The sequence below is a fragment of the Acutalibacter sp. LFL-21 genome (genome assembly GCF_025630755.1).
GTDB classification, from domain to species: Bacteria; Bacillota; Clostridia; order Oscillospirales; family Acutalibacteraceae; genus Acutalibacter; species Acutalibacter stercoravium.
The window spans coordinates 513,430-529,793 of sequence record NZ_JAOTNT010000001.1 but is presented as its reverse complement, the minus strand read 5'-3'; the positions used below and the strand labels follow the sequence as shown (position 1 = coordinate 529,793).

The following is a 16,364-nucleotide window of genomic DNA, read 5'->3' as shown; positions in this document are numbered from 1 at the left end:
GTCATGCGGTATTAGCGTCCTTTTCAAGACGTTATCCCCCTCTGAAAGGCAGGTTGCTCACGCGTTACTCACCCGTCCGCCACTAAGATAAGCAAGGATCTCTAGCAAGCTAAATCACCTGCGCTTATCTCCGTTCGACTTGCATGTGTTAGGCACGCCGCCAGCGTTCGTCCTGAGCCAGGATCAAACTCTCTAAAATATGGTATCTAAAACTCTTCCGAGTCTTAAATCTATTCTAGAGCTTTTTCTAAGCTCATTGCGAAGCACTTGGCTTCTCTTTACGGATTTTTTAGGTTCCGTTTCCTGTAATTCCTCGAGTTTTAACTCTCAGAAATCACGGGTCCTTCTTTCGTCTCGTTGTTTAATTTTCAAGGTCCTTACGCTCTCGATTTCGTTCAGCCTGTCGGCCTCTCTCTCGAGCGCTTGACTATCTTACCACATTCGCTTCAGTTTGTCAAGCACTTTTTTCGGATTTTTTTCGCGGCCTTTTTCGTTCACCGGTCAGGTTCCGATTTTCAGCCGTTCTCTTCCGAGTTTTTCGAGCTCTCTCTCGAGCGCTCAGATATTATACCGCACCCTCCTCTAATTGTCAACACCTTTTTTCGTGTTTTTTCAAATTTCTCTTTTCCCACTGCATCTTGTGTCTCTTTCTATTTTATATACCAGGTCTTCCTTGCTTTCTGGAAACCGGGGCAAATCTTTCCGGGAGAAAATCCCCTTTCTTGGGGGAGCTTACTCTCATAGGAGGGACAGGCTTTGCTTATATATAATTAGAACCATGGAAGGAGGGCGTTGCACATGCGCCGGGAATTGGGAAAACGATGGGCCCTGGCCCTGTGGCGGCTGCTGGTGGTGGCCCTTGTAAACGCAATGGTCTACTTGATGCTGGACTCTGGCGGGGCCCTGTTCCCCTAAGAGCCGCCCGCAAAAAAGCCCCCAGCGCAAAAGCTGAGGGCTTTTTCTCAATCTTGGTCTGCGGCCATGCCCCCGGCCTGGGCAATGGCCCTCTTCCGGATGAAAAACAGGCACACCGCCTCAATCAAGGCTGTGATGACCCAGGTGACCGGGTAGGACAGGAACAGCATCAGAAAGGTGCGGTCCAGGGGGAATACGGTATAGATCCACACCACCCGCAGCACGCACACGCCAAAGATGCAGATAACCATGGGCGTCAGCGAGGAGCCAAGCCCCCGCATGGCGCCTACCAGCACATTCATTATGCCGCAGGTAAAATAGGGCACGCACACCATCAGCATGCGCTCCAGGCCGTACTGGATGACCTCTGGGTCGGTGGAGTAGATGCTCAGCAGCGGGGTGCCCAGCAGATAGGCCCCCACGCCCAGCACCAGGCCCACGCCTGTCACCAGCAGCAGGTTGTACCACACCACCTTGGTGATGCGGTGGAATTTCTTAGCGCCGTAGTTCTGCCCTGTAAAGCTGAGGGTGGACTGGGTGAAGGCGTCCATGGCCGTCCAGACAAAGCCCTCGATATTGCTGCCGGCGGTGCTGCCCGCCATGGCGATGGAGCCAAAGGAGTTCACAGAGGATTGGATGAGCACGTTGGAGATGGAGAAGGTGGCGCTTTGAATGCCCGCAGGCACGCCGATCTTCACCATCTGCAGCAGCTTGTCCTTGTGGATGGTGAGCTTTTTCAGCTCTACCCGGTAGACTGTGTCGCTCTTCACCAGGCACAGCAGCACCAACGTGGCAGAGATGCACTGGGAAATCACCGTGGGGATGGCCACGCCTTCCACGCCCATGTGGAAGATGATGACGAAGAGCAAATTCAAGATGACGTTGACCACCCCGGCAATGAACAGGAAGTACAGGGGCCGCTGGGTGTCCCCCACCGCCCGCAGGATAGCCGAGCCAAAGTTGTAGAGCATCATCACCGGCATGCCGATAAAATAGATGCGCATGTACAGCACCGCCTGGCCGATCACATCTTCAGGGGTGCCCATCATCTCCAGCAGGGGCCGGGAAAGGGCAATGCCCAAAAAGATCAGCACCACGCCGCAAACCAGGCTGACCAGCACCGCCGTGTGCACCGTCTCGTGCAGGTCCTTGCGCTGGCCCGCCCCATAGTACCGGGCCACCAGCACGTTAACGCCGATGGAAAGGCCGATAAACAGGTTGACAATCAGCTGGATGAGAGCGCTGGTAGAACCCACCGCCGCCAGGGCCTGGGGGCCCACAAACTGCCCCACCACAATGATGTCCGCCGCGTTGAACAGCAGCTGCAAAATGCCCGAAAGGGCCAGCGGGATGGCAAACCGGATGGTTTTCCCCACCAGGGGGCCGTTGGTCATGTCAATCTCAAAGGAACTCCGGTGCGCGCCGGGGCGAAAGGGTAGCTTCACAAGCCTCAATCCTCCAAACAGTTTTTTCCGGAAATTTCCCCGGCAGCCCGCTGCCATTCGCGCGCCGCCGGGGAGACCCCCTCTTTTCAAGGCATTCTTATTATATTACTCCCGCGCCCCGGTTGCAAGGCGCTGTTTTTTTGAAACGTGCCGGTGGACTATGAGGAAGCACACCCCATCGCACAGGGCGGCCAGGCCCCAGGTGATGGGATAGGAGACATAGAGCGCCTCCAGGGTGGGGAACATCGCGAACACCGTAAAGATCCAGATGACACGGAAGCCGCACACAAAGCCAATGGTGATGGCCATGGGGATGAAGGAGTAGCCCATGCCCCGCAGCACGCCCACCATCACGCCCATCAGGCCGCCCACAAACTGCAGCACGCAGCAGATGGACATGCGCCGGATGCCAAAGGCGATGACCTGGGGGTCGGCCGAGTAAATTCCCAGCAGCTGGTGGCCCAGCAAAAAGGCCCCTGTGCCCAGAACCAGCCCCGTGCCCGTAACCAGCACCAGGCACAGCAGCAAAATGCGGTTGACCCGCCGGGTCTTCCCCGCGCCCATATTCTGGCCGGTAAAGCTCAGGGCCGCCTGGGCAAAGGCGTCCTGGGCGGTGGAGACAAAGCCCTCGATATTGCTGGCGGCCGTGTTGCCCGCCATGGCCATGGCCCCAAAGGAGTTGATAGAACTTTGGATGAGCACGTTGGAAATGGAAAAGGAACAGCCCTGAATGCCTGCGGGCAGGCCGATCTTCACCATGCCCCACAGCTTATCCTTTTTCAGCCCCAGGCGGCGCAGGTCCACCCGGTAGGGCGTGTGGGACTTTACCAGGCACAGCAGCACCAGCCCCGCGGAAACACACTGGGAGATCACCGTGGCAATGGCCACGCCGGCCACATCCAGGTGGAAGCCGATGACAAAGAACAGGTTCAGCACCACATTGATGATTCCCGCCAGGAACAGGAAGTACAGCGGCCGCTGGGTATCCCCCACCGCCCGCAGGATGGCCGCGCCGAAGTTATAGAGCATGCTGGCCGGCATGCCGATGAAATAGATGCGCATGTACAGGCAGGCCTGGTCCAGCACTTCTTCTGGGGTGCCCATCAGCTCCAGCATGGGCGCTGCCAGGGAAATGCCGATGACCAGCACAATGCAGCCAAAGATCAGGCTGGCCAGCACAGAGGTGTGCACCGTGTCCCGCAGCGCCTTGCGGTCATTGGCGCCGTAGTACTGGGCCACCAGCACGTTGGTGCCCACCGAAAGGCCGATGAACAGGTTGACGATCAGGTTGATCAGCGCGCTGGTAGAGCCCACCGCCGCCAAAGCCTGGGGCCCGGAAAAGCGCCCCACCACAATAATGTCCGCCGCGTTGAACAGCAGCTGCAAAATGCCGGAGATGGCCAGCGGGATGGCAAAGCGGACAATCTTCCCCAGCAGGGGCCCGTTGGTCATGTCGATCTCGAAGGAGCCCCGGCGGCCCTTTCTCTGAAATAATTCCCGTAAAATAAAAATCCCTCTCCCTTGTGATAGTGGGGGGGCCGGGAAAAGAATCCCGGCCTCCCGCCCTGCTTCCACGTGCTGCGCGAGGCCCGGGCAGGGCAGGGGCGGCCTCTTTCCTATGGGGCGGGCTTAGTAACCCAGCTCCTCCCCCACCAGCACCACGCGGATGCGGTCCTCCCGCTGGTAGCCGGTAACCACATACTGGCAGCACATGCGGCGCTCTGAGGCACAGCCGGCGGTCATGCGGCCATCCGCGCCGGAACAGCGCCCCATGCGGGAGCAAGGCGTGTGGGTCTGCAGCCGGACGCCGTTGGCCGGGGCAGCCATGCATTTCACCCGGGAAACGGCCTCGTCCAAGTCCCGCACCAGCTTGTTGACCCCCGCCACCACAATGACCCGCTTAGGGCCGTAGATCAGGGCGGCCACCCGGTTGCCGTTGCCGTCCACGTTGTAGAGCTCCCCGTCCTCGGTGATGGCGTTGGCGCTCATCAGGAACACGTCGGCGGAAAAGGTGCGGCGGTAAGCCTCCTGGGGGTCCATGGCCTCCCGGTCCAAAAACTCATACTCCCCGCTTTTCAGCAGGTCCCGCACGCCGCACTCCTCCAGCGTCATGGAGCCGCCGCAGCTGACCACGTCTCCAGGGGAGAGCAGCTCTTTCACCGCCTGCACGGCCTCCTGGCAAGTGGGGACAAACACGGCGGGAATCCTGTTTTTGGCCAGGGCCTTTAAGGTGCGCTCCACCCGGGCCTGTTTTACAAACTGGGCATTGCCGTCCATGGTAAACCATCCTTCCCTCAAAAAAATTGGTTGCAGATACAAGCATTATTTTAACGCAGTACATAGCTAAATGCAAGGGCCGGGGCAAAGAAAAAAGCAGGCCCCGCAATCCCGCGGGGTCCTGCTGAAAGGTCCTTCTCTCTTATTCGCTGTAAAATCCCTGGAACAGCCCCAGCACGCGGTCCTTCTGGGCGGTGTTTTCCGCGCTGGTGCTGTTGTCTGTATAGATCATCATGTACTGACCGCTGCCGCTGAGGGTGGCGGGCACCTGGTTGTCCAGCATGGGGAACTGGCCGCTTTCCTTCACGCTGTCCAGCACGGCCTGGCCCTGCTCGCCCAGGTTTTCCAGGTCGAAGGCATAGACCTCTACCTGCACGGTGCTGTTGTTCAGGATGAAGCGGTAACGGTAGCCCCCCGCGGCGCCGATGGTCTCATAGGCCATTTCGGTGGGCTCCCCTGCCACGGCCTTGTTGGCGGTGAGAAAGTCGCACAGGCCGTCCAAGCTGTCGTCAAACTCGGTGTAAGGCACCTCTTCCACGGTGGGCTCTTCCTGGGTCCCGCTCTCCGCGCCGGAGACCTGCGAGGCGGCGTTGGAAGCCGCCGGGTCCTCCAGCACCAGGGCGGGCAGCTGGGTGGCTGTGCCGCCGCAGGCGGAAAGGGAAAGCGCCAGGACCAGGGCCCCGCAAAGGGCCGTCAATTTCTTCATCATGGGAAATTCCCTCCAAAAGTCGTGTGGATAAAAAGAAAGAGCCCGGGTCACCTGAGACCCGGCGCTCTCTGGTGACCCGGACGAGAATCGAACTCGTGTTACCGCCGTGAAAGGGCGGTGTCTTAACCGCTTGACCACCGGGCCATATTGGTAGCGGTAACTGGACTTGAACCAGTGACACTTCGGGTATGAACCGAATGCTCTAGCCAACTGAGCTATACCGCCATATCTGCGCTCCACCACTACGGATGGAGCGCTACTAATTATAGCCGAACTTGTCCCGTTTGTCAAGCAGGTTTTCCGAAATCCTGCGAAGTTTTTTTCACATCCAGCCTCAGCCGATGTGGAAGGTGTAGTTGGGGGCCTCCTTGGTGATCTGGATGTCGTGGGGATGGCTCTCCTTCAGGCCCGCGCCGGTGATCTTGACGAACTGGGCCTTGTCATGGAGCTCTTGGATGCTGGCACAGCCGGTGTAGCCCATGCCGGCCCGCAGGCCGCCCAGCATCTGGAAGATGGTGTCCGCCAGAGGTCCCTTGTAGGGCACGCGGCCCTCAACGCCTTCGGGCACGAACTTCTTCTGCTCGCCCTGGAAATAGCGGTCGCCGCTGCCCTTGGCCATGGCGCCCAAGCTGCCCATGCCCCGGTAGACCTTGAACTGCCGGCCCTGGTAGAGCTCGTACTCGCCGGGGGCCTCTTTGCAGCCGGCCACCATGCTGCCCAGCATGACCACGTTGGCGCCAGCGGCCAGCGCCTTGACAATGTCGCCGCTGTACTTGATGCCGCCATCCGCGATGACGGGGATGCCGTGCTTGGCAGCTTCCTGGGCAGCGTCGAACACGGCGGTGACCTGGGGCACGCCAATGCCCGCCACCACGCGGGTGGTGCAGATGGAGCCGGGGCCGATGCCCACTTTCACGCAGTCGGCGCCCGCGTCGATCAGGGCCTTGGCGCCCTCGGCGGTGGCGATGTTGCCCGCGATGAGGGGCAGGTCGGGATAGTGCTTCTTCACCAGGCGCACAGCGTCCAGCACGCCGCTGTTGTGGCCGTGGGCAGAGTCCAGCACCACCACGTCCACCTGGGCCTCCAGCAGGGCCGCCACACGGTCCAGCACATCCTTGGTGGCGCCAATGGCCGCGCCGCACAGCAGCCGTCCGCCCTTGTCCCGGGCGGAGTTGGGGTAGCGCACAGCCTTCTCAATGTCTTTAATGGTAATCAGGCCCTTCAGGCGCATCTGGTCGTCCACAATGGGGAGCTTCTCAATGCGGTGCTTCCGCAGGATCTCCTGGGCCTCCTTCATGGTGGTGCCCACCGGGGCGGTGACCAGGTTGTCCTTGGTCATCACGTTCTTGATGGGCTGGTCAAAGTCGCTGCCCTCCATAAAGCGCATGTCCCGGTTGGTGATGATGCCCACCAGTACGCCGTCCTGGCAGATGGGCACGCCGGAGATCTTGAACCGGCCCATGATCTCGTCGGCCTCTTTCACCAGGTTTTCCGGAGAGAGGAAGAAGGGGTTGACAATCACCCCGTTTTCCGAGCGCTTCACCCGGTCCACCTGGTCGGCCTGGCGCTCGATGGTCATGTTCTTGTGGATGATGCCGATGCCCCCCTCCCGGGCCATGGCAATGGCCATGTCCGACTCGGTCACCGTGTCCATGGCGGCTGTCATAATGGGGGTATTCAGCCGGATGGTCTTGGTCAGGTAGGTGGAAAGGTCCGCCTCGGCGGGCAGCACGTTGGACTCCGCTGGGATAAGCAGCACATCGTCGTAGGTGAGGCCTTCCTTCAGAAACTTCTCATTGTACTCCATCAAACCACACTCTCTTTCTCCGCAAGTTTTTCCGCATCCTATTAAGTGATAATTATAACATTGCGCCCTCTGTTTTGCAAGGGATTTTCCCTTTTCAGCCCTTCGGCGGTTCTTTTCCACCCTTTTCCCCTTTTTTTATCCATTCCGTGGAGGAACGCCCCCTCTGGCCCCGCTATTTTCTCCATGACCATTTTATAAAAAGCCATTGACTTCCCCCGCGTTTCGCTGTATTTTTAGGATGGCCGCAGACGGCGGCCCATTTTTCTTTTGTGAAGGAGACCCTCCCTATGCCAAGCATTCTTTCCCGTCTGGACTATGGCGCCAGGCAGGCCCTCATCTGCACAGGGGTCAACAGCATTTTCTGGTTTTCCTGGTCCTTTGGCTCTTACCAGACCATCTACCTGCAGGAGGTGGGCTTCACAGCCTCTCAGCTGGGGCTTCTCAACGCCCTGACCTCCATTCTTTCCATTGCCTCTGTTTCCTTCTGGGGCATGGTCAGCGACCGCATTGGCTCTCTGCGCAAGGTGCTCATCACGGTGCTGGCGGGGGGCGTGGGGCTGTTCGCCCTCATCCCCCTCATCCCCGCGGGGCTTCCCTATTCCACGGCTCTGTTCTTCTGCCTGGTGCCCCTGGTCTATTTCTTTCGGGGCTCCATGTCCACCTATGCGGAGAACCTGCTGGTGCGCAACTCCAACGAGCTGCGCTTGAATTACGGCCTGCTGCGCAGCGTGGGCTCCTTCCTCTTTATGATCGGCAGCTTTACCATCTCCTTCCTGCTGCCCACGGTGGGGGTGGCCTCCACCTTCTGGCTGACGGCCCTGCTCACCGTGCCCGCCATTGTGCTCACCCTCTTCGCCCGGGAGCCCGACGCCAGGCCGCCTAAAAAGGGCGAAAAGCAGAAGCTGAACCTGGGGGAGCTGTTTCAGAACAGGGCCTACGTCAGCTTTCTGGTCTTCGACTTCCTGCTGTACACCGGCACCAACTGCGAGGGCACCTTCCTGCCCTACTTTATGGCGGACGCCAACATCCCCTCCGAGCGCTACGGCATCTTTCTGGGGGCCCGGGCCCTGCTGGAGATCCCCTTCCTGCTGCTGATGGTGCGCCTGCGCCGGAAGTTCCCCCTGCGCCTGCTGGTAATGGGCCCGCCCCTGCTCATGGGGATGGAGTGCGTCCTTTTGGGGCTGTGGGCCCACTCCTTCCCCACCATGCTGGTGTCCTGCTGCTTCTTCGGCCTGGGCAACGGCCTGCTCATCGGGTCCTCCCTCAACTATGTTTACGAGCTGGCCCCTGCCCACCTCAAAGCCAGCGCTCAGGCCTTTTTCGCCGCGGTCTCTTCTGTGGCGGGTATTCTGGGCAACCTGACCGGCGGTGTGGTCTACGATGCCGTGGGCGCCCGGCCCTTCTATCTTCTGGTGGCCGCCGTCTTCGCCCTCAGCTTCGCGGTGTTCTTCTTGACACAGCGGAAGCGGTCCCCCTCCGCCCACTCCTAAAAAAGAGCTTTCCGCCCCGTCTTTTGGCGGGGCTTTTTTTCTGCCTTTGGCAGGTTGTTATGGGTTTGTATTCTGTATTATTTTTTCTTTCCTTTTTTCCCCAGGATTTTGAAACGCTGTGGAAAACGAAGGGGTATATCCCAAAGCGTGAAAAAGGGAGGGCCCGCGGCCCTCCCTTCTGGAGATCTAGATGGAATTTACCGGATGGCGTCCTTGCCGCCCATGTAGGGGCGCAGGGGCTCGGGGATCTTGATGCTGCCGTCAGCCTGGAGGTTGTTCTCCAAAAAGGCGATGAGCATGCGGGGCGGGGCCACCACAGTGTTGTTCAGGGTGTGGGGCAGGTAGTTCTCCCCGTTCTCCCCCTTGACCCGGATCTTCAGCCGCCGGGCCTGGGCGTCTCCCAGGTTGGAGCAGGAGCACACCTCAAAGTACTTCTTCTGCCGGGGGGACCAGGCCTCGATGTCGCAGGACTTCACCTTCAGGTCGGCCAGGTCGCCGGAGCAGCACTCCAGCTGGCGCACGGGGATTTCCAGAGAGCGGAACAGCTCCACCGAGTAGCGCCACATCTGCTCATACCACTTCATGGAGTCCTCGGGCTTGCAGACCACGATCATCTCCTGCTTCTCAAACTGGTGGATGCGGTACACGCCCCGTTCCTCAATGCCGTGGGCGCCCTTCTCCTTGCGGAAGCAGGGAGAGTAGCTGGTGAGGGTCTGGGGCAGGGCGCTCTCCGGCAGGATGGTGTCGATGAACTTGCCAATCATGGAGTGCTCGCTGGTGCCGATCAGGTACAGGTCCTCCCCCTCGATCTTGTACATCATGGCGTCCATATCCGTTTGGGACATGACGCCCTCCACCACGTTGCCGTGGATCATAAAGGGCGGGATGCAGTAGGTGAAGCCCTTATTGATCATAAAGTCCCGGGCGTAGGCCAGCACTGCCGAGTGCAGCCGGGCAATATCCCCCATGAGATAGTAAAAGCCGTTGCCGCTGGTCTTTCTAGCGCTATCCAGGTCAATGCCGCCGAAGCGCTCCATAATCTCGGTGTGATAGGGCACCTCAAAGTCCGGCACCACGGGCTCGCCAAAGCGCTGCACCTCCACGTTCTCGCTGTCGTCCCGGCCGATGGGCACGGACTCGTCGATCAGGTTGGGGATGACCAGCATGCGCTTGTGGATTTCGGCGGTCATTTCCGCCTCTTTGCGCTCCATCTCCTCCAGCTCCCCGGCAATGGCCTGAACCTTCTTCTTCACTTCCATGGCCTCTTCCTTCTTGCCCTGGGACATGAGCTTGCCGATCTCCTTGCTGATGGCATTGCGCTGCTGGCGCAGCTCGTCGCCCCGGCCCTTAGAGGCCCGGAACTCCTCGTCCAGCTTCAGCACTTCGTCCACCAGGGGGAGCTTCTCCTCCTGGAACTTTTTCTTAATGTTCTCCTTTACCAGGTCCGGGTTGCTCCGGATCAGCTTAATATCCAGCATATCGCGGTTCCTCCTCTTTTTTCAGGCAAAAACTTTGTGTGGCGCGCGGCCCTTCAGCGCAGGTGCAGGTCATGCAGCAGGTTCTGCAAGTCCTCTTCCCCATAGAACTCGATTTGCAGGGTGCCCTTCTTCTTGCTGCCGGCCACCTTCACCCTTCGGTTCAGGTATTCTCCCACGGCCAGCTGGGCCTCCTCAAAATACTGGTTTTTCCGGGGCGTTTTGGGCAGGGATTCCTTCTTCTCATTCAGGCGTTTAGCCAGGGCCTCCAGCTCCCGCACAGAGGCGCCGTCCTTGGCCTTCTGGGCCCCCAGGCGCATGTCCTCCTGGCTTTTGAAGCTGAGTAGGGTGCGGGCGTGGCCCGCGGTGATCTCCCCCCGCTCCAGCATGCCCTGAATGTCCTCCGGCAGGTTTAAAAGCCGCAGGGCGTTGGTGATGGCCGGCCGGCTCTTCCCCACCGCCTTGGAGACCTCCTCCTGGGTGAAATCCTGGGCCTCGATCAGGGTGCGGTAGCCCCGGGCCTCCTCCAGGGGGGTCAGGTCCTCTCGCTGCAGGTTTTCAATGAGGGCGAAGAGCATTTCTTCCGCGTCGCTCATCTCCCGGATAATGGCGGGCACTTCTGTGAGGCCGGCCATGCGGGCGGCCCGCCAGCGGCGTTCTCCCGCCACAATGCGGTAGCCCCCCGTCAGCAGGGGCCGCAGCAGCAGGGGCTGCAGCACCCCGTGCTGGGAGATGGAATCCGCCAGCTCTGAGAGGGCCTCGCTGTCAAACTCTTTCCGGGGCTGGTCCCGGTTGGGCTCAATCTCGCCGATCTTTACGCTGACGGCGCCTTCGGTGGTCTCGTCGGTGTTTTCCGCGAAGATGGCGTCCAAGCCCTTCCCCAGTCCTCTTTTCTTCATGGGAATCCCCCTTTTTTACCGATTGTTCTTGATGACCTCCTCCGCCAGCTCCCCATAGGCCTTGGCTCCCCGGGAGCTGCGGTCGTAATACAGAGCGGGCTGGCCAAAGCCTGGGGCTTCGGAAAGGCGCACTGTGCGGGGGATGACGGTTTTGAATACTTTGCGCGGGAAGTACTTCTTCACTTCCTCCACCACCTGCTGGGTCAGGTTCAGGCGGCCGTCGTACATGGTCAGCAGCACGCCTTCAATATCCAACAGCTCGTTGTACTGGCGCTTCACCCGGCGGACCGTATTCATCAGCTGGGAAAGCCCCTCCAAAGCGTAATATTCGCACTGGATGGGGATGAGGATGGTGTCCGCCGCGGTGAGGGCATTGGTGGTGATAAGCCCCAGGGAGGGGGGGCAGTCGATGAGCAGGAAGTCATAGTCCCCCCGGATAGGGGCAAGGGCGTTTTTCAGCACCGCCTCCCGGTTCTCCAGGGCGGCCATCTCCAGCTCGGCCGCGGCCAGGTCCATGTTGGAGGGCAGCAGCGTCAGGTTTTTGAACTCCGTCCTCACCAGGGCCTCTTTGGCCTTGGCCCCGCTGATGAGCACCTCGTAAATGGTGGCGCTGCAGTCCCGGCGGTCCACTCCCACGCCAGAGGTGGTGTTCCCCTGGGGATCGGCGTCCACCAGCAGCACCTTTTTCCCCATATCCCCCAGGGCGGCCGCCAAATTGACAGCCGTGGTGGTCTTGCCCACGCCGCCTTTCTGGTTGGCGGCAGCGATGATCTTTCCCATAGTTTCACCCTTCCCTGTGGAATTTTCGCGTTCGGTTCTTATTGTATCACAAACCTGTGGGAAAGAAAAGGCCAAGCAAGCCTTCTGCCCCGGAAAAGTTTGCCCCCTTTGCCCGGCCATGTTTCATGTGAAACATAATGGAAGGGCGGCGGGGCGAAAGCCCCGCCGCCCTTCCTGTGGGAAATGAATAAGGGAATGGGTTAAACTTGTACTCTGTGTTGTTTGGGAATACGCACGGTGCACTCGATGTATTCCTCTGTCTCCGTCTTCTCCGCCTGGGCTTCGATCCCCGCCGTCTTCATGGCGTCCACCGCGTGGTCGATGGTGTTGATGAACAGGCGGATGTCCTTGGCGATGAACCGGCGCTTGGGGGCGGGCTTGCGCCCCTTGGGCTGAAGGACCGACTCCACCAGCTCCTCTGTCTGGGAGACGTTTAAATGCCTCTCCCCTGCTTGGCGCAGCAGCTTCTGCCGCTGCGGGATATCTTCAACGCGCAGCAGCGCCCTGGCGTGGCGCTCTGTCAACTTGTACTCTAAGATCTCGTTCTGCTCCTGGGGGGAGAGTTTCAGCAGCCGCAGCTTGTTGGCCAGATACGATTGGCTGATGCCCAGCCGCTTGGCAGCCTCCTCCTGGGTGATATGCCATTCCTGCAGCAGGCTTGCCAGGGCGTTGGCCTGCTCGAACATCTGCAGGTCCTGGCGCTGCAGGTTTTCCAGCAGGGCCAGCACGGCGCTGTCCTCCGGCTCGCAGTCCGCGATGAGGACGGGGATCTCCCGCAGGCCCGCCAGTTTGCAGGCCCGCAGCCTGCGCTCTCCGGCGATCAGGTAATAGGCCCCGTTCTCCCGGCGCACCGTCACCGGCTGGAGCAGGCCGTTCTCCTTGATGCTCTGGGCCAGGGCTTCCAGCTCCTCTTGGCGGAACACCTTCCGGGGCTGGGAGGGGTTGGGCAGGATGCGGCTGACAGGCAGCTTTGTCAGTTTTAGCTTGTCCCTAAAAAACATATGCCGTACCTCCCTTTCCGTGGACTATTCTACCACGGGGGAGCTACGGCGTTTGTTGATTCCTGTCGGCAGGGCCGGATTTTTTACAGGTATTTTTTAAAGCCCTTCACTTCCTCAAAACCCAGGGCGGCGTAGAACTTGTGGGCGCCGGTGCGGTTCATGCCTGAGACCAGGATCTCGTAGTGGCAGTTCCACTGCTCCTTGCCCCAGCGCTCAATCTCCTGGAACATCTGCCGGCCCACGCCCTTTCCCTGATAGCTCTCCAGCACGGCCACGTTCTCCACCAGCAGGATGGGACGGCAGCTGTCGCAGATATCCTCGAACACCACGCCCAGCAGGCTGCCGCAGATGGCGCCCGTCTCCTTGTCCTCGGCCACCAGCAGATACTTCTGGGGGTCTTCGCTGATCTTCTGTAACAGCTCCTTCACGGTGGCCCGGTCCCCGGCCTTATCGCTGATGACCAGCATCACCTGGTCCAGGCCGTCCAGGTCCTTCTCTTCCGCCTTGCGTAGAATCAGTTCCATTGGGGTGTCCTCCTTATAAGGGATGTTTCAAGATGGTGCCCCCATGGCGGGGGTAGCCCTTGGGGGTGAAGCGCAGCTTCTGGCAGAGGATGAGCTTTCGCTCCTCCCCGCCAGGCAGGGAGAGGGAGAGCACCTCTGGCTCCCCGGCGCCCAAGGTCTCCAGGGCGTTGGCGGCCTCCTCCAGCTCCTGCTCCGCGCCTGGTCCCTTCATGGCGATAAAGTGCCCTTTCATCTTGATGAGGGGCATGCAGTACTCCGCCAGCACGGGCAGGGACGCCACGGCCCGGGCGGTGGCCAGGTCATAGCGCTCCCGCATGGTCTTGTCCAGGCCGGCCTCCTCCGCCCGCTTGTGCACCCGCCGGGCGCTGACCTTCAAAGCCGCGCACACCTCCCCCAAAAAGTTCAGGCGCTTCATGGTGCCGTCCAGCAGGGTCAGGTCAATGTCCGGCCGCATGATCTTCAGGGGGATGCCCGGGAAGCCCGCGCCGGTGCCCACGTCGATGACCTTGGCCCCCTGCTTCAGCTTGGGCCAGGCGAGCAGGGTCATGCTGTCCAGAAAGTGCTTTTCCACCACCTCTTCCGGTTGGGTGATGGCGGTCAGGTTCATCTTCTCGTTCCACTCCAGCAAAAGCTCCATGTAGGTTTGGAACTGGTCCGCCTGGGCGGCGGAGACCTTCCAGCCCATGGCCTTTGCCTTTTCTGTCAAACTCTTTCGGATATCCGTCATTGGTCCGCTCCTTCCCTCTGCTGCCGTTCCTGTGCAGCCAGCCAGATCAGCAGCACGGAGATGTCCGCAGGGCTCACCCCGCTGATGCGCCCCGCCTGGCCGATATTCTCCGGCCTTACCTTGTTCAGCTTTTCCACGGCCTCCAGCCGCAGGCCCTTGATCTGGGTGTAGTCCACCTGGGGCAGGCGCTTGCGCTCCAGGCGGCGAGCCTCCTCGATGTCCGCCCGCTGGCGCCTGATATAGCCCTCGTACTTCAATTCAATTTCCACAGCCTCGAAGATTGCTGTGGAATACTTGGGTCTCTCCCGATCCACCGCTGTCAAATCCTGATAGGAGACTTGCGGCCGCTTCAGCAGGTCCGCCAGCTTGGCCCCGGTGGAAAGGGGGGATGTTCCACGTGAAACAAGAATCTGGTTCAGCTCCTCCGAGGGGGGCAGGGTGGTGGACTGCACCCGCTTCAGCTCTGCCCGCTTCTGCTTCTGCTTCCGCTGGAATTTCTCCCACCGCCTGTCGGAGATCAGCCCCAGCTCCCGGCCCAGGGGGGTCAGGCGCTCGTCGGCGTTGTCCTGGCGCAGCACCAGCCGGTACTCCGAGCGGGAGGTCATCATCCGGTAGGGGTCGCTGGCCCCCTTGGTAATCAGGTCGTCGATGAGCGTGCCGATATAGGAGCTGGCCCGGTCCAGCACGAAGGGCTCCTTCCCCTGGACTTTCCGCGCCGCGTTGACCCCGGCCACAAACCCCTGGGCCGCGGCCTCCTCATAGCCGGAGCTGCCATTGAACTGCCCCGCCCCGTACAGCCCCGGCCAGTCCCGGAACTCCAACGTGGCGGAGAGCTGCAGGGGGTCGCAGCAGTCGTACTCGATGGCGTAGGCCGTGCGCATGATCTGGGCGTGCTCCAAGCCGGGGATGGTGTGGTAAAAGGCCACCTGCACGTCCTCCGGCAGAGAGGAGCTCATGCCCTGGAGGTACATCTCCTCGGTGTCCAGGCCGCAAGGCTCGATGAACAGCTGGTGCCGGGGCTTGTCCGGGAAGCGCACCACCTTGTCCTCAATGCTGGGGCAGTACCGGGGCCCAACGCCCTCGATCTGCCCGCCGTACAGGGGCGAGCGGTGGATGTTCTCCAAGATCACCCGCTTGGTCTCGCCGTTGGTCCAGCTGACGTGGCACACCGCCTTGTTCTCCAAGGGCTCCTCCGTGTCGTAGGAGAAGGGCACCACAGGCTCGTCCCCGTGCTGGACTTCCAACCCGGTAAAGTCGATAGAGGATTTCAGCACCCGGGCGGGGGTGCCCGTCTTGAACCGGCGCAGGGAGATGCCCAGCTCTTTCAGGGAGTCCGGCAGGAACGCCGCCGGGAACATGCCGTCAGGACCGCTCTCGTAGGAGACGTCCCCCACGAACACCTTGCCCCCCAGGAAGGTCCCCGTGGCGATGATGACCGCCTTGGCCCGGTACACCGCCTCCAGCCGGGAGGTGAGCAGCCACTCCTCCCCTGCCCGCTCCAGCTTGACGATCTCCCCCTGTCGCAGCAAAAGGTTGGGGCAGGTCTCCAGCTTGTGCTTCATCAGGCGGGAGTAGTGGTTCCGGTCAATCTGAGCCCGCAGGGAGTGGACCGCCGGCCCCTTTCCCAGGTTGAGCATCCGGCTTTGGATGGTGCAGGCGTCGGCCGTGCGGCCCATCTCCCCGCCCAGGGCGTCAATCTCCCGCACCAGGTGGCCCTTAGCCGTGCCGCCAATGCTGGGGTTGCAGGGGCAGTTGCCCACGGCGTCCAGGTTGATGGTAAAGACCACCGTGGAGCACCCCAGACGGGCGGCAGCCAGGGCGGCTTCAATGCCGGCGTGCCCCGCGCCGATGACGGCTACCTCATAGGAACCAGCGTTGTATGTCATAGGAACCTCCAAAAGGAAAAAAATCAAAGGGAAAGCAAACGTAAAGTTTTCGCTCAAGCCTTTTTCAAAAGGCTTGTGGGGTTTGGGGGCCGCTACGTCCCGGTGGGACGTTGCTCAGCGGCCGACCGAGCCGGCAGGCGAGACCAAACCTCAAGACCTTACAGGGGTGCGGGGGGTCCTGGTGCCCGGTGGGCACCGTTCAGGACCGGTCTACGTTGCCACTTCGGTCGGTGCTGGGCGTCTGCCACTGGCAGACAGCACCCGAGACCCGCAGCCACCGCCTTCCCATACTCCAAAAAAAGGGGGACGAATGTCCCCCTCTTGGGGTGCCACAGAGCCCGCTCTCGGGGCTACCGCCCGTTGGGCGTATGCGCCTCGTTCGCTGCACTCTTCCACCGGCTGCGCCGGTTAAGGCCGTGGAGCGCTGCT

13 protein-coding genes, 2 tRNA genes and 1 rRNA gene are annotated in these 16,364 nt (G+C 60.8%); 1 reads left to right on the top strand and 15 read right to left on the bottom strand.

Features of this window, described 5'->3' with window-relative positions; all coding sequences use genetic code 11:
• The 8 genes from ODJ80_RS02300 to guaB form a co-directional block, all read right to left on the bottom strand.
• Positions 1–199, bottom strand: a 16S ribosomal RNA gene (locus ODJ80_RS02300); the annotation flags it as partial.
• Positions 200–962: 763 nt separating this feature from the next.
• Positions 963–2,360, bottom strand: a complete 1,398-nt coding sequence (locus ODJ80_RS02295; protein ID WP_442863880.1) for an MATE family efflux transporter — start codon at positions 2,358–2,360, stop codon at positions 963–965.
• Between the two features lie 105 nt (positions 2,361–2,465).
• The gene (locus tag ODJ80_RS02290; RefSeq protein ID WP_263040724.1) at positions 2,466–3,812 is read right to left on the bottom strand and encodes an MATE family efflux transporter; all 1,347 of its coding nucleotides are present in this window, start codon (positions 3,810–3,812) and stop codon (positions 2,466–2,468) included.
• A gap of 177 nt (positions 3,813–3,989) precedes the next feature.
• The gene (locus ODJ80_RS02285) at positions 3,990–4,637 is read right to left on the bottom strand and encodes a lactate utilization protein (RefSeq protein WP_178513075.1); all 648 of its coding nucleotides are present in this window, start codon (positions 4,635–4,637) and stop codon (positions 3,990–3,992) included.
• Between the two features lie 142 nt (positions 4,638–4,779).
• Positions 4,780–5,346, bottom strand: coding sequence for a hypothetical protein (locus tag ODJ80_RS02280; RefSeq protein ID WP_263040723.1), 567 nt, complete (start codon positions 5,344–5,346; stop codon positions 4,780–4,782).
• A gap of 69 nt (positions 5,347–5,415) precedes the next feature.
• Positions 5,416–5,490 (bottom strand) — tRNA-Glu (locus tag ODJ80_RS02275).
• 4 nt (positions 5,491–5,494) lie between these two features.
• Positions 5,495–5,571 (bottom strand) — tRNA-Met (locus ODJ80_RS02270).
• 109 nt (positions 5,572–5,680) lie between these two features.
• Complete coding sequence (gene guaB / locus ODJ80_RS02265; RefSeq protein WP_178863452.1) at positions 5,681–7,153, bottom strand: IMP dehydrogenase; 1,473 nt, start codon at positions 7,151–7,153, stop codon at positions 5,681–5,683.
• A gap of 287 nt (positions 7,154–7,440) precedes the next feature.
• Here guaB and ODJ80_RS02260 point away from each other — a divergent pair, with 287 nt between their 5' ends.
• Complete coding sequence (locus ODJ80_RS02260) at positions 7,441–8,643, top strand: MFS transporter (protein WP_263040722.1); 1,203 nt, start codon at positions 7,441–7,443, stop codon at positions 8,641–8,643.
• A gap of 197 nt (positions 8,644–8,840) precedes the next feature.
• On the opposite strand, the gene serS is transcribed toward ODJ80_RS02260, so the two are convergent.
• From serS to mnmG, 7 genes are all read right to left on the bottom strand, one after another.
• Positions 8,841–10,121, bottom strand: a complete 1,281-nt coding sequence (serS, locus tag ODJ80_RS02255; RefSeq protein WP_178863448.1) for a serine--tRNA ligase — start codon at positions 10,119–10,121, stop codon at positions 8,841–8,843.
• A 53-nt stretch (positions 10,122–10,174) separates the two neighbouring features.
• On the bottom strand, positions 10,175–11,017 hold the full coding sequence (locus tag ODJ80_RS02250) for a ParB/RepB/Spo0J family partition protein (RefSeq protein ID WP_263040721.1): 843 nt from the start codon (positions 11,015–11,017) through the stop codon (positions 10,175–10,177).
• A gap of 15 nt (positions 11,018–11,032) precedes the next feature.
• Positions 11,033–11,797, bottom strand: coding sequence for a ParA family protein (locus ODJ80_RS02245; protein ID WP_263040720.1), 765 nt, complete (start codon positions 11,795–11,797; stop codon positions 11,033–11,035).
• A 200-nt stretch (positions 11,798–11,997) separates the two neighbouring features.
• Complete coding sequence (locus tag ODJ80_RS02240) at positions 11,998–12,798, bottom strand: ParB/RepB/Spo0J family partition protein (protein ID WP_263040719.1); 801 nt, start codon at positions 12,796–12,798, stop codon at positions 11,998–12,000.
• Between the two features lie 83 nt (positions 12,799–12,881).
• Positions 12,882–13,322, bottom strand: coding sequence for a GNAT family N-acetyltransferase (locus ODJ80_RS02235; protein ID WP_263040718.1), 441 nt, complete (start codon positions 13,320–13,322; stop codon positions 12,882–12,884).
• Between the two features lie 13 nt (positions 13,323–13,335).
• Positions 13,336–14,049 (bottom strand): 16S rRNA (guanine(527)-N(7))-methyltransferase RsmG, encoded by a 714-nt coding sequence (gene rsmG / locus ODJ80_RS02230; RefSeq protein ID WP_263040717.1) that lies wholly within the window; start codon positions 14,047–14,049, stop codon positions 13,336–13,338.
• A complete protein-coding gene (gene mnmG, locus ODJ80_RS02225; RefSeq protein ID WP_263040716.1) occupies positions 14,046–15,935 on the bottom strand; it encodes a tRNA uridine-5-carboxymethylaminomethyl(34) synthesis enzyme MnmG in 1,890 nt (629 codons plus the stop codon). Before mnmG ends, rsmG begins: the two co-directional genes overlap by 4 nt.
• Positions 15,936–16,364: the final 429 nt, after the last annotated feature.

Bases quoted from the DNA above. Each gene is read 5' to 3' on its own strand.
- serS (WP_178863448.1), bottom strand. From the start codon at position 10,121: ATGCTGGATATTAAGCTGATCCGGAGCAACCCGGACCTGGTAAAGGAG.
- mnmG (WP_263040716.1), bottom strand. From the start codon at position 15,935: ATGACATACAACGCTGGTTCCTATGAGGTAGCCGTCATCGGCGCGGGG.
- ODJ80_RS02240 (WP_263040719.1), bottom strand. From the start codon at position 12,798: ATGTTTTTTAGGGACAAGCTAAAACTGACAAAGCTGCCTGTCAGCCGC.
- ODJ80_RS02250 (WP_263040721.1), bottom strand. From the start codon at position 11,017: ATGAAGAAAAGAGGACTGGGGAAGGGCTTGGACGCCATCTTCGCGGAA.
- rsmG (WP_263040717.1), bottom strand. From the start codon at position 14,049: ATGACGGATATCCGAAAGAGTTTGACAGAAAAGGCAAAGGCCATGGGC.
- ODJ80_RS02280 (WP_263040723.1), bottom strand. From the start codon at position 5,346: ATGATGAAGAAATTGACGGCCCTTTGCGGGGCCCTGGTCCTGGCGCTT.
- ODJ80_RS02285 (WP_178513075.1), bottom strand. From the start codon at position 4,637: ATGGACGGCAATGCCCAGTTTGTAAAACAGGCCCGGGTGGAGCGCACC.
- ODJ80_RS02245 (WP_263040720.1), bottom strand. From the start codon at position 11,797: ATGGGAAAGATCATCGCTGCCGCCAACCAGAAAGGCGGCGTGGGCAAG.
- ODJ80_RS02235 (WP_263040718.1), bottom strand. From the start codon at position 13,322: ATGGAACTGATTCTACGCAAGGCGGAAGAGAAGGACCTGGACGGCCTG.
- ODJ80_RS02290 (WP_263040724.1), bottom strand. From the start codon at position 3,812: ATGACCAACGGGCCCCTGCTGGGGAAGATTGTCCGCTTTGCCATCCCG.
- guaB (WP_178863452.1), bottom strand. From the start codon at position 7,153: ATGGAGTACAATGAGAAGTTTCTGAAGGAAGGCCTCACCTACGACGAT.
- ODJ80_RS02260 (WP_263040722.1), top strand. From the start codon at position 7,441: ATGCCAAGCATTCTTTCCCGTCTGGACTATGGCGCCAGGCAGGCCCTC.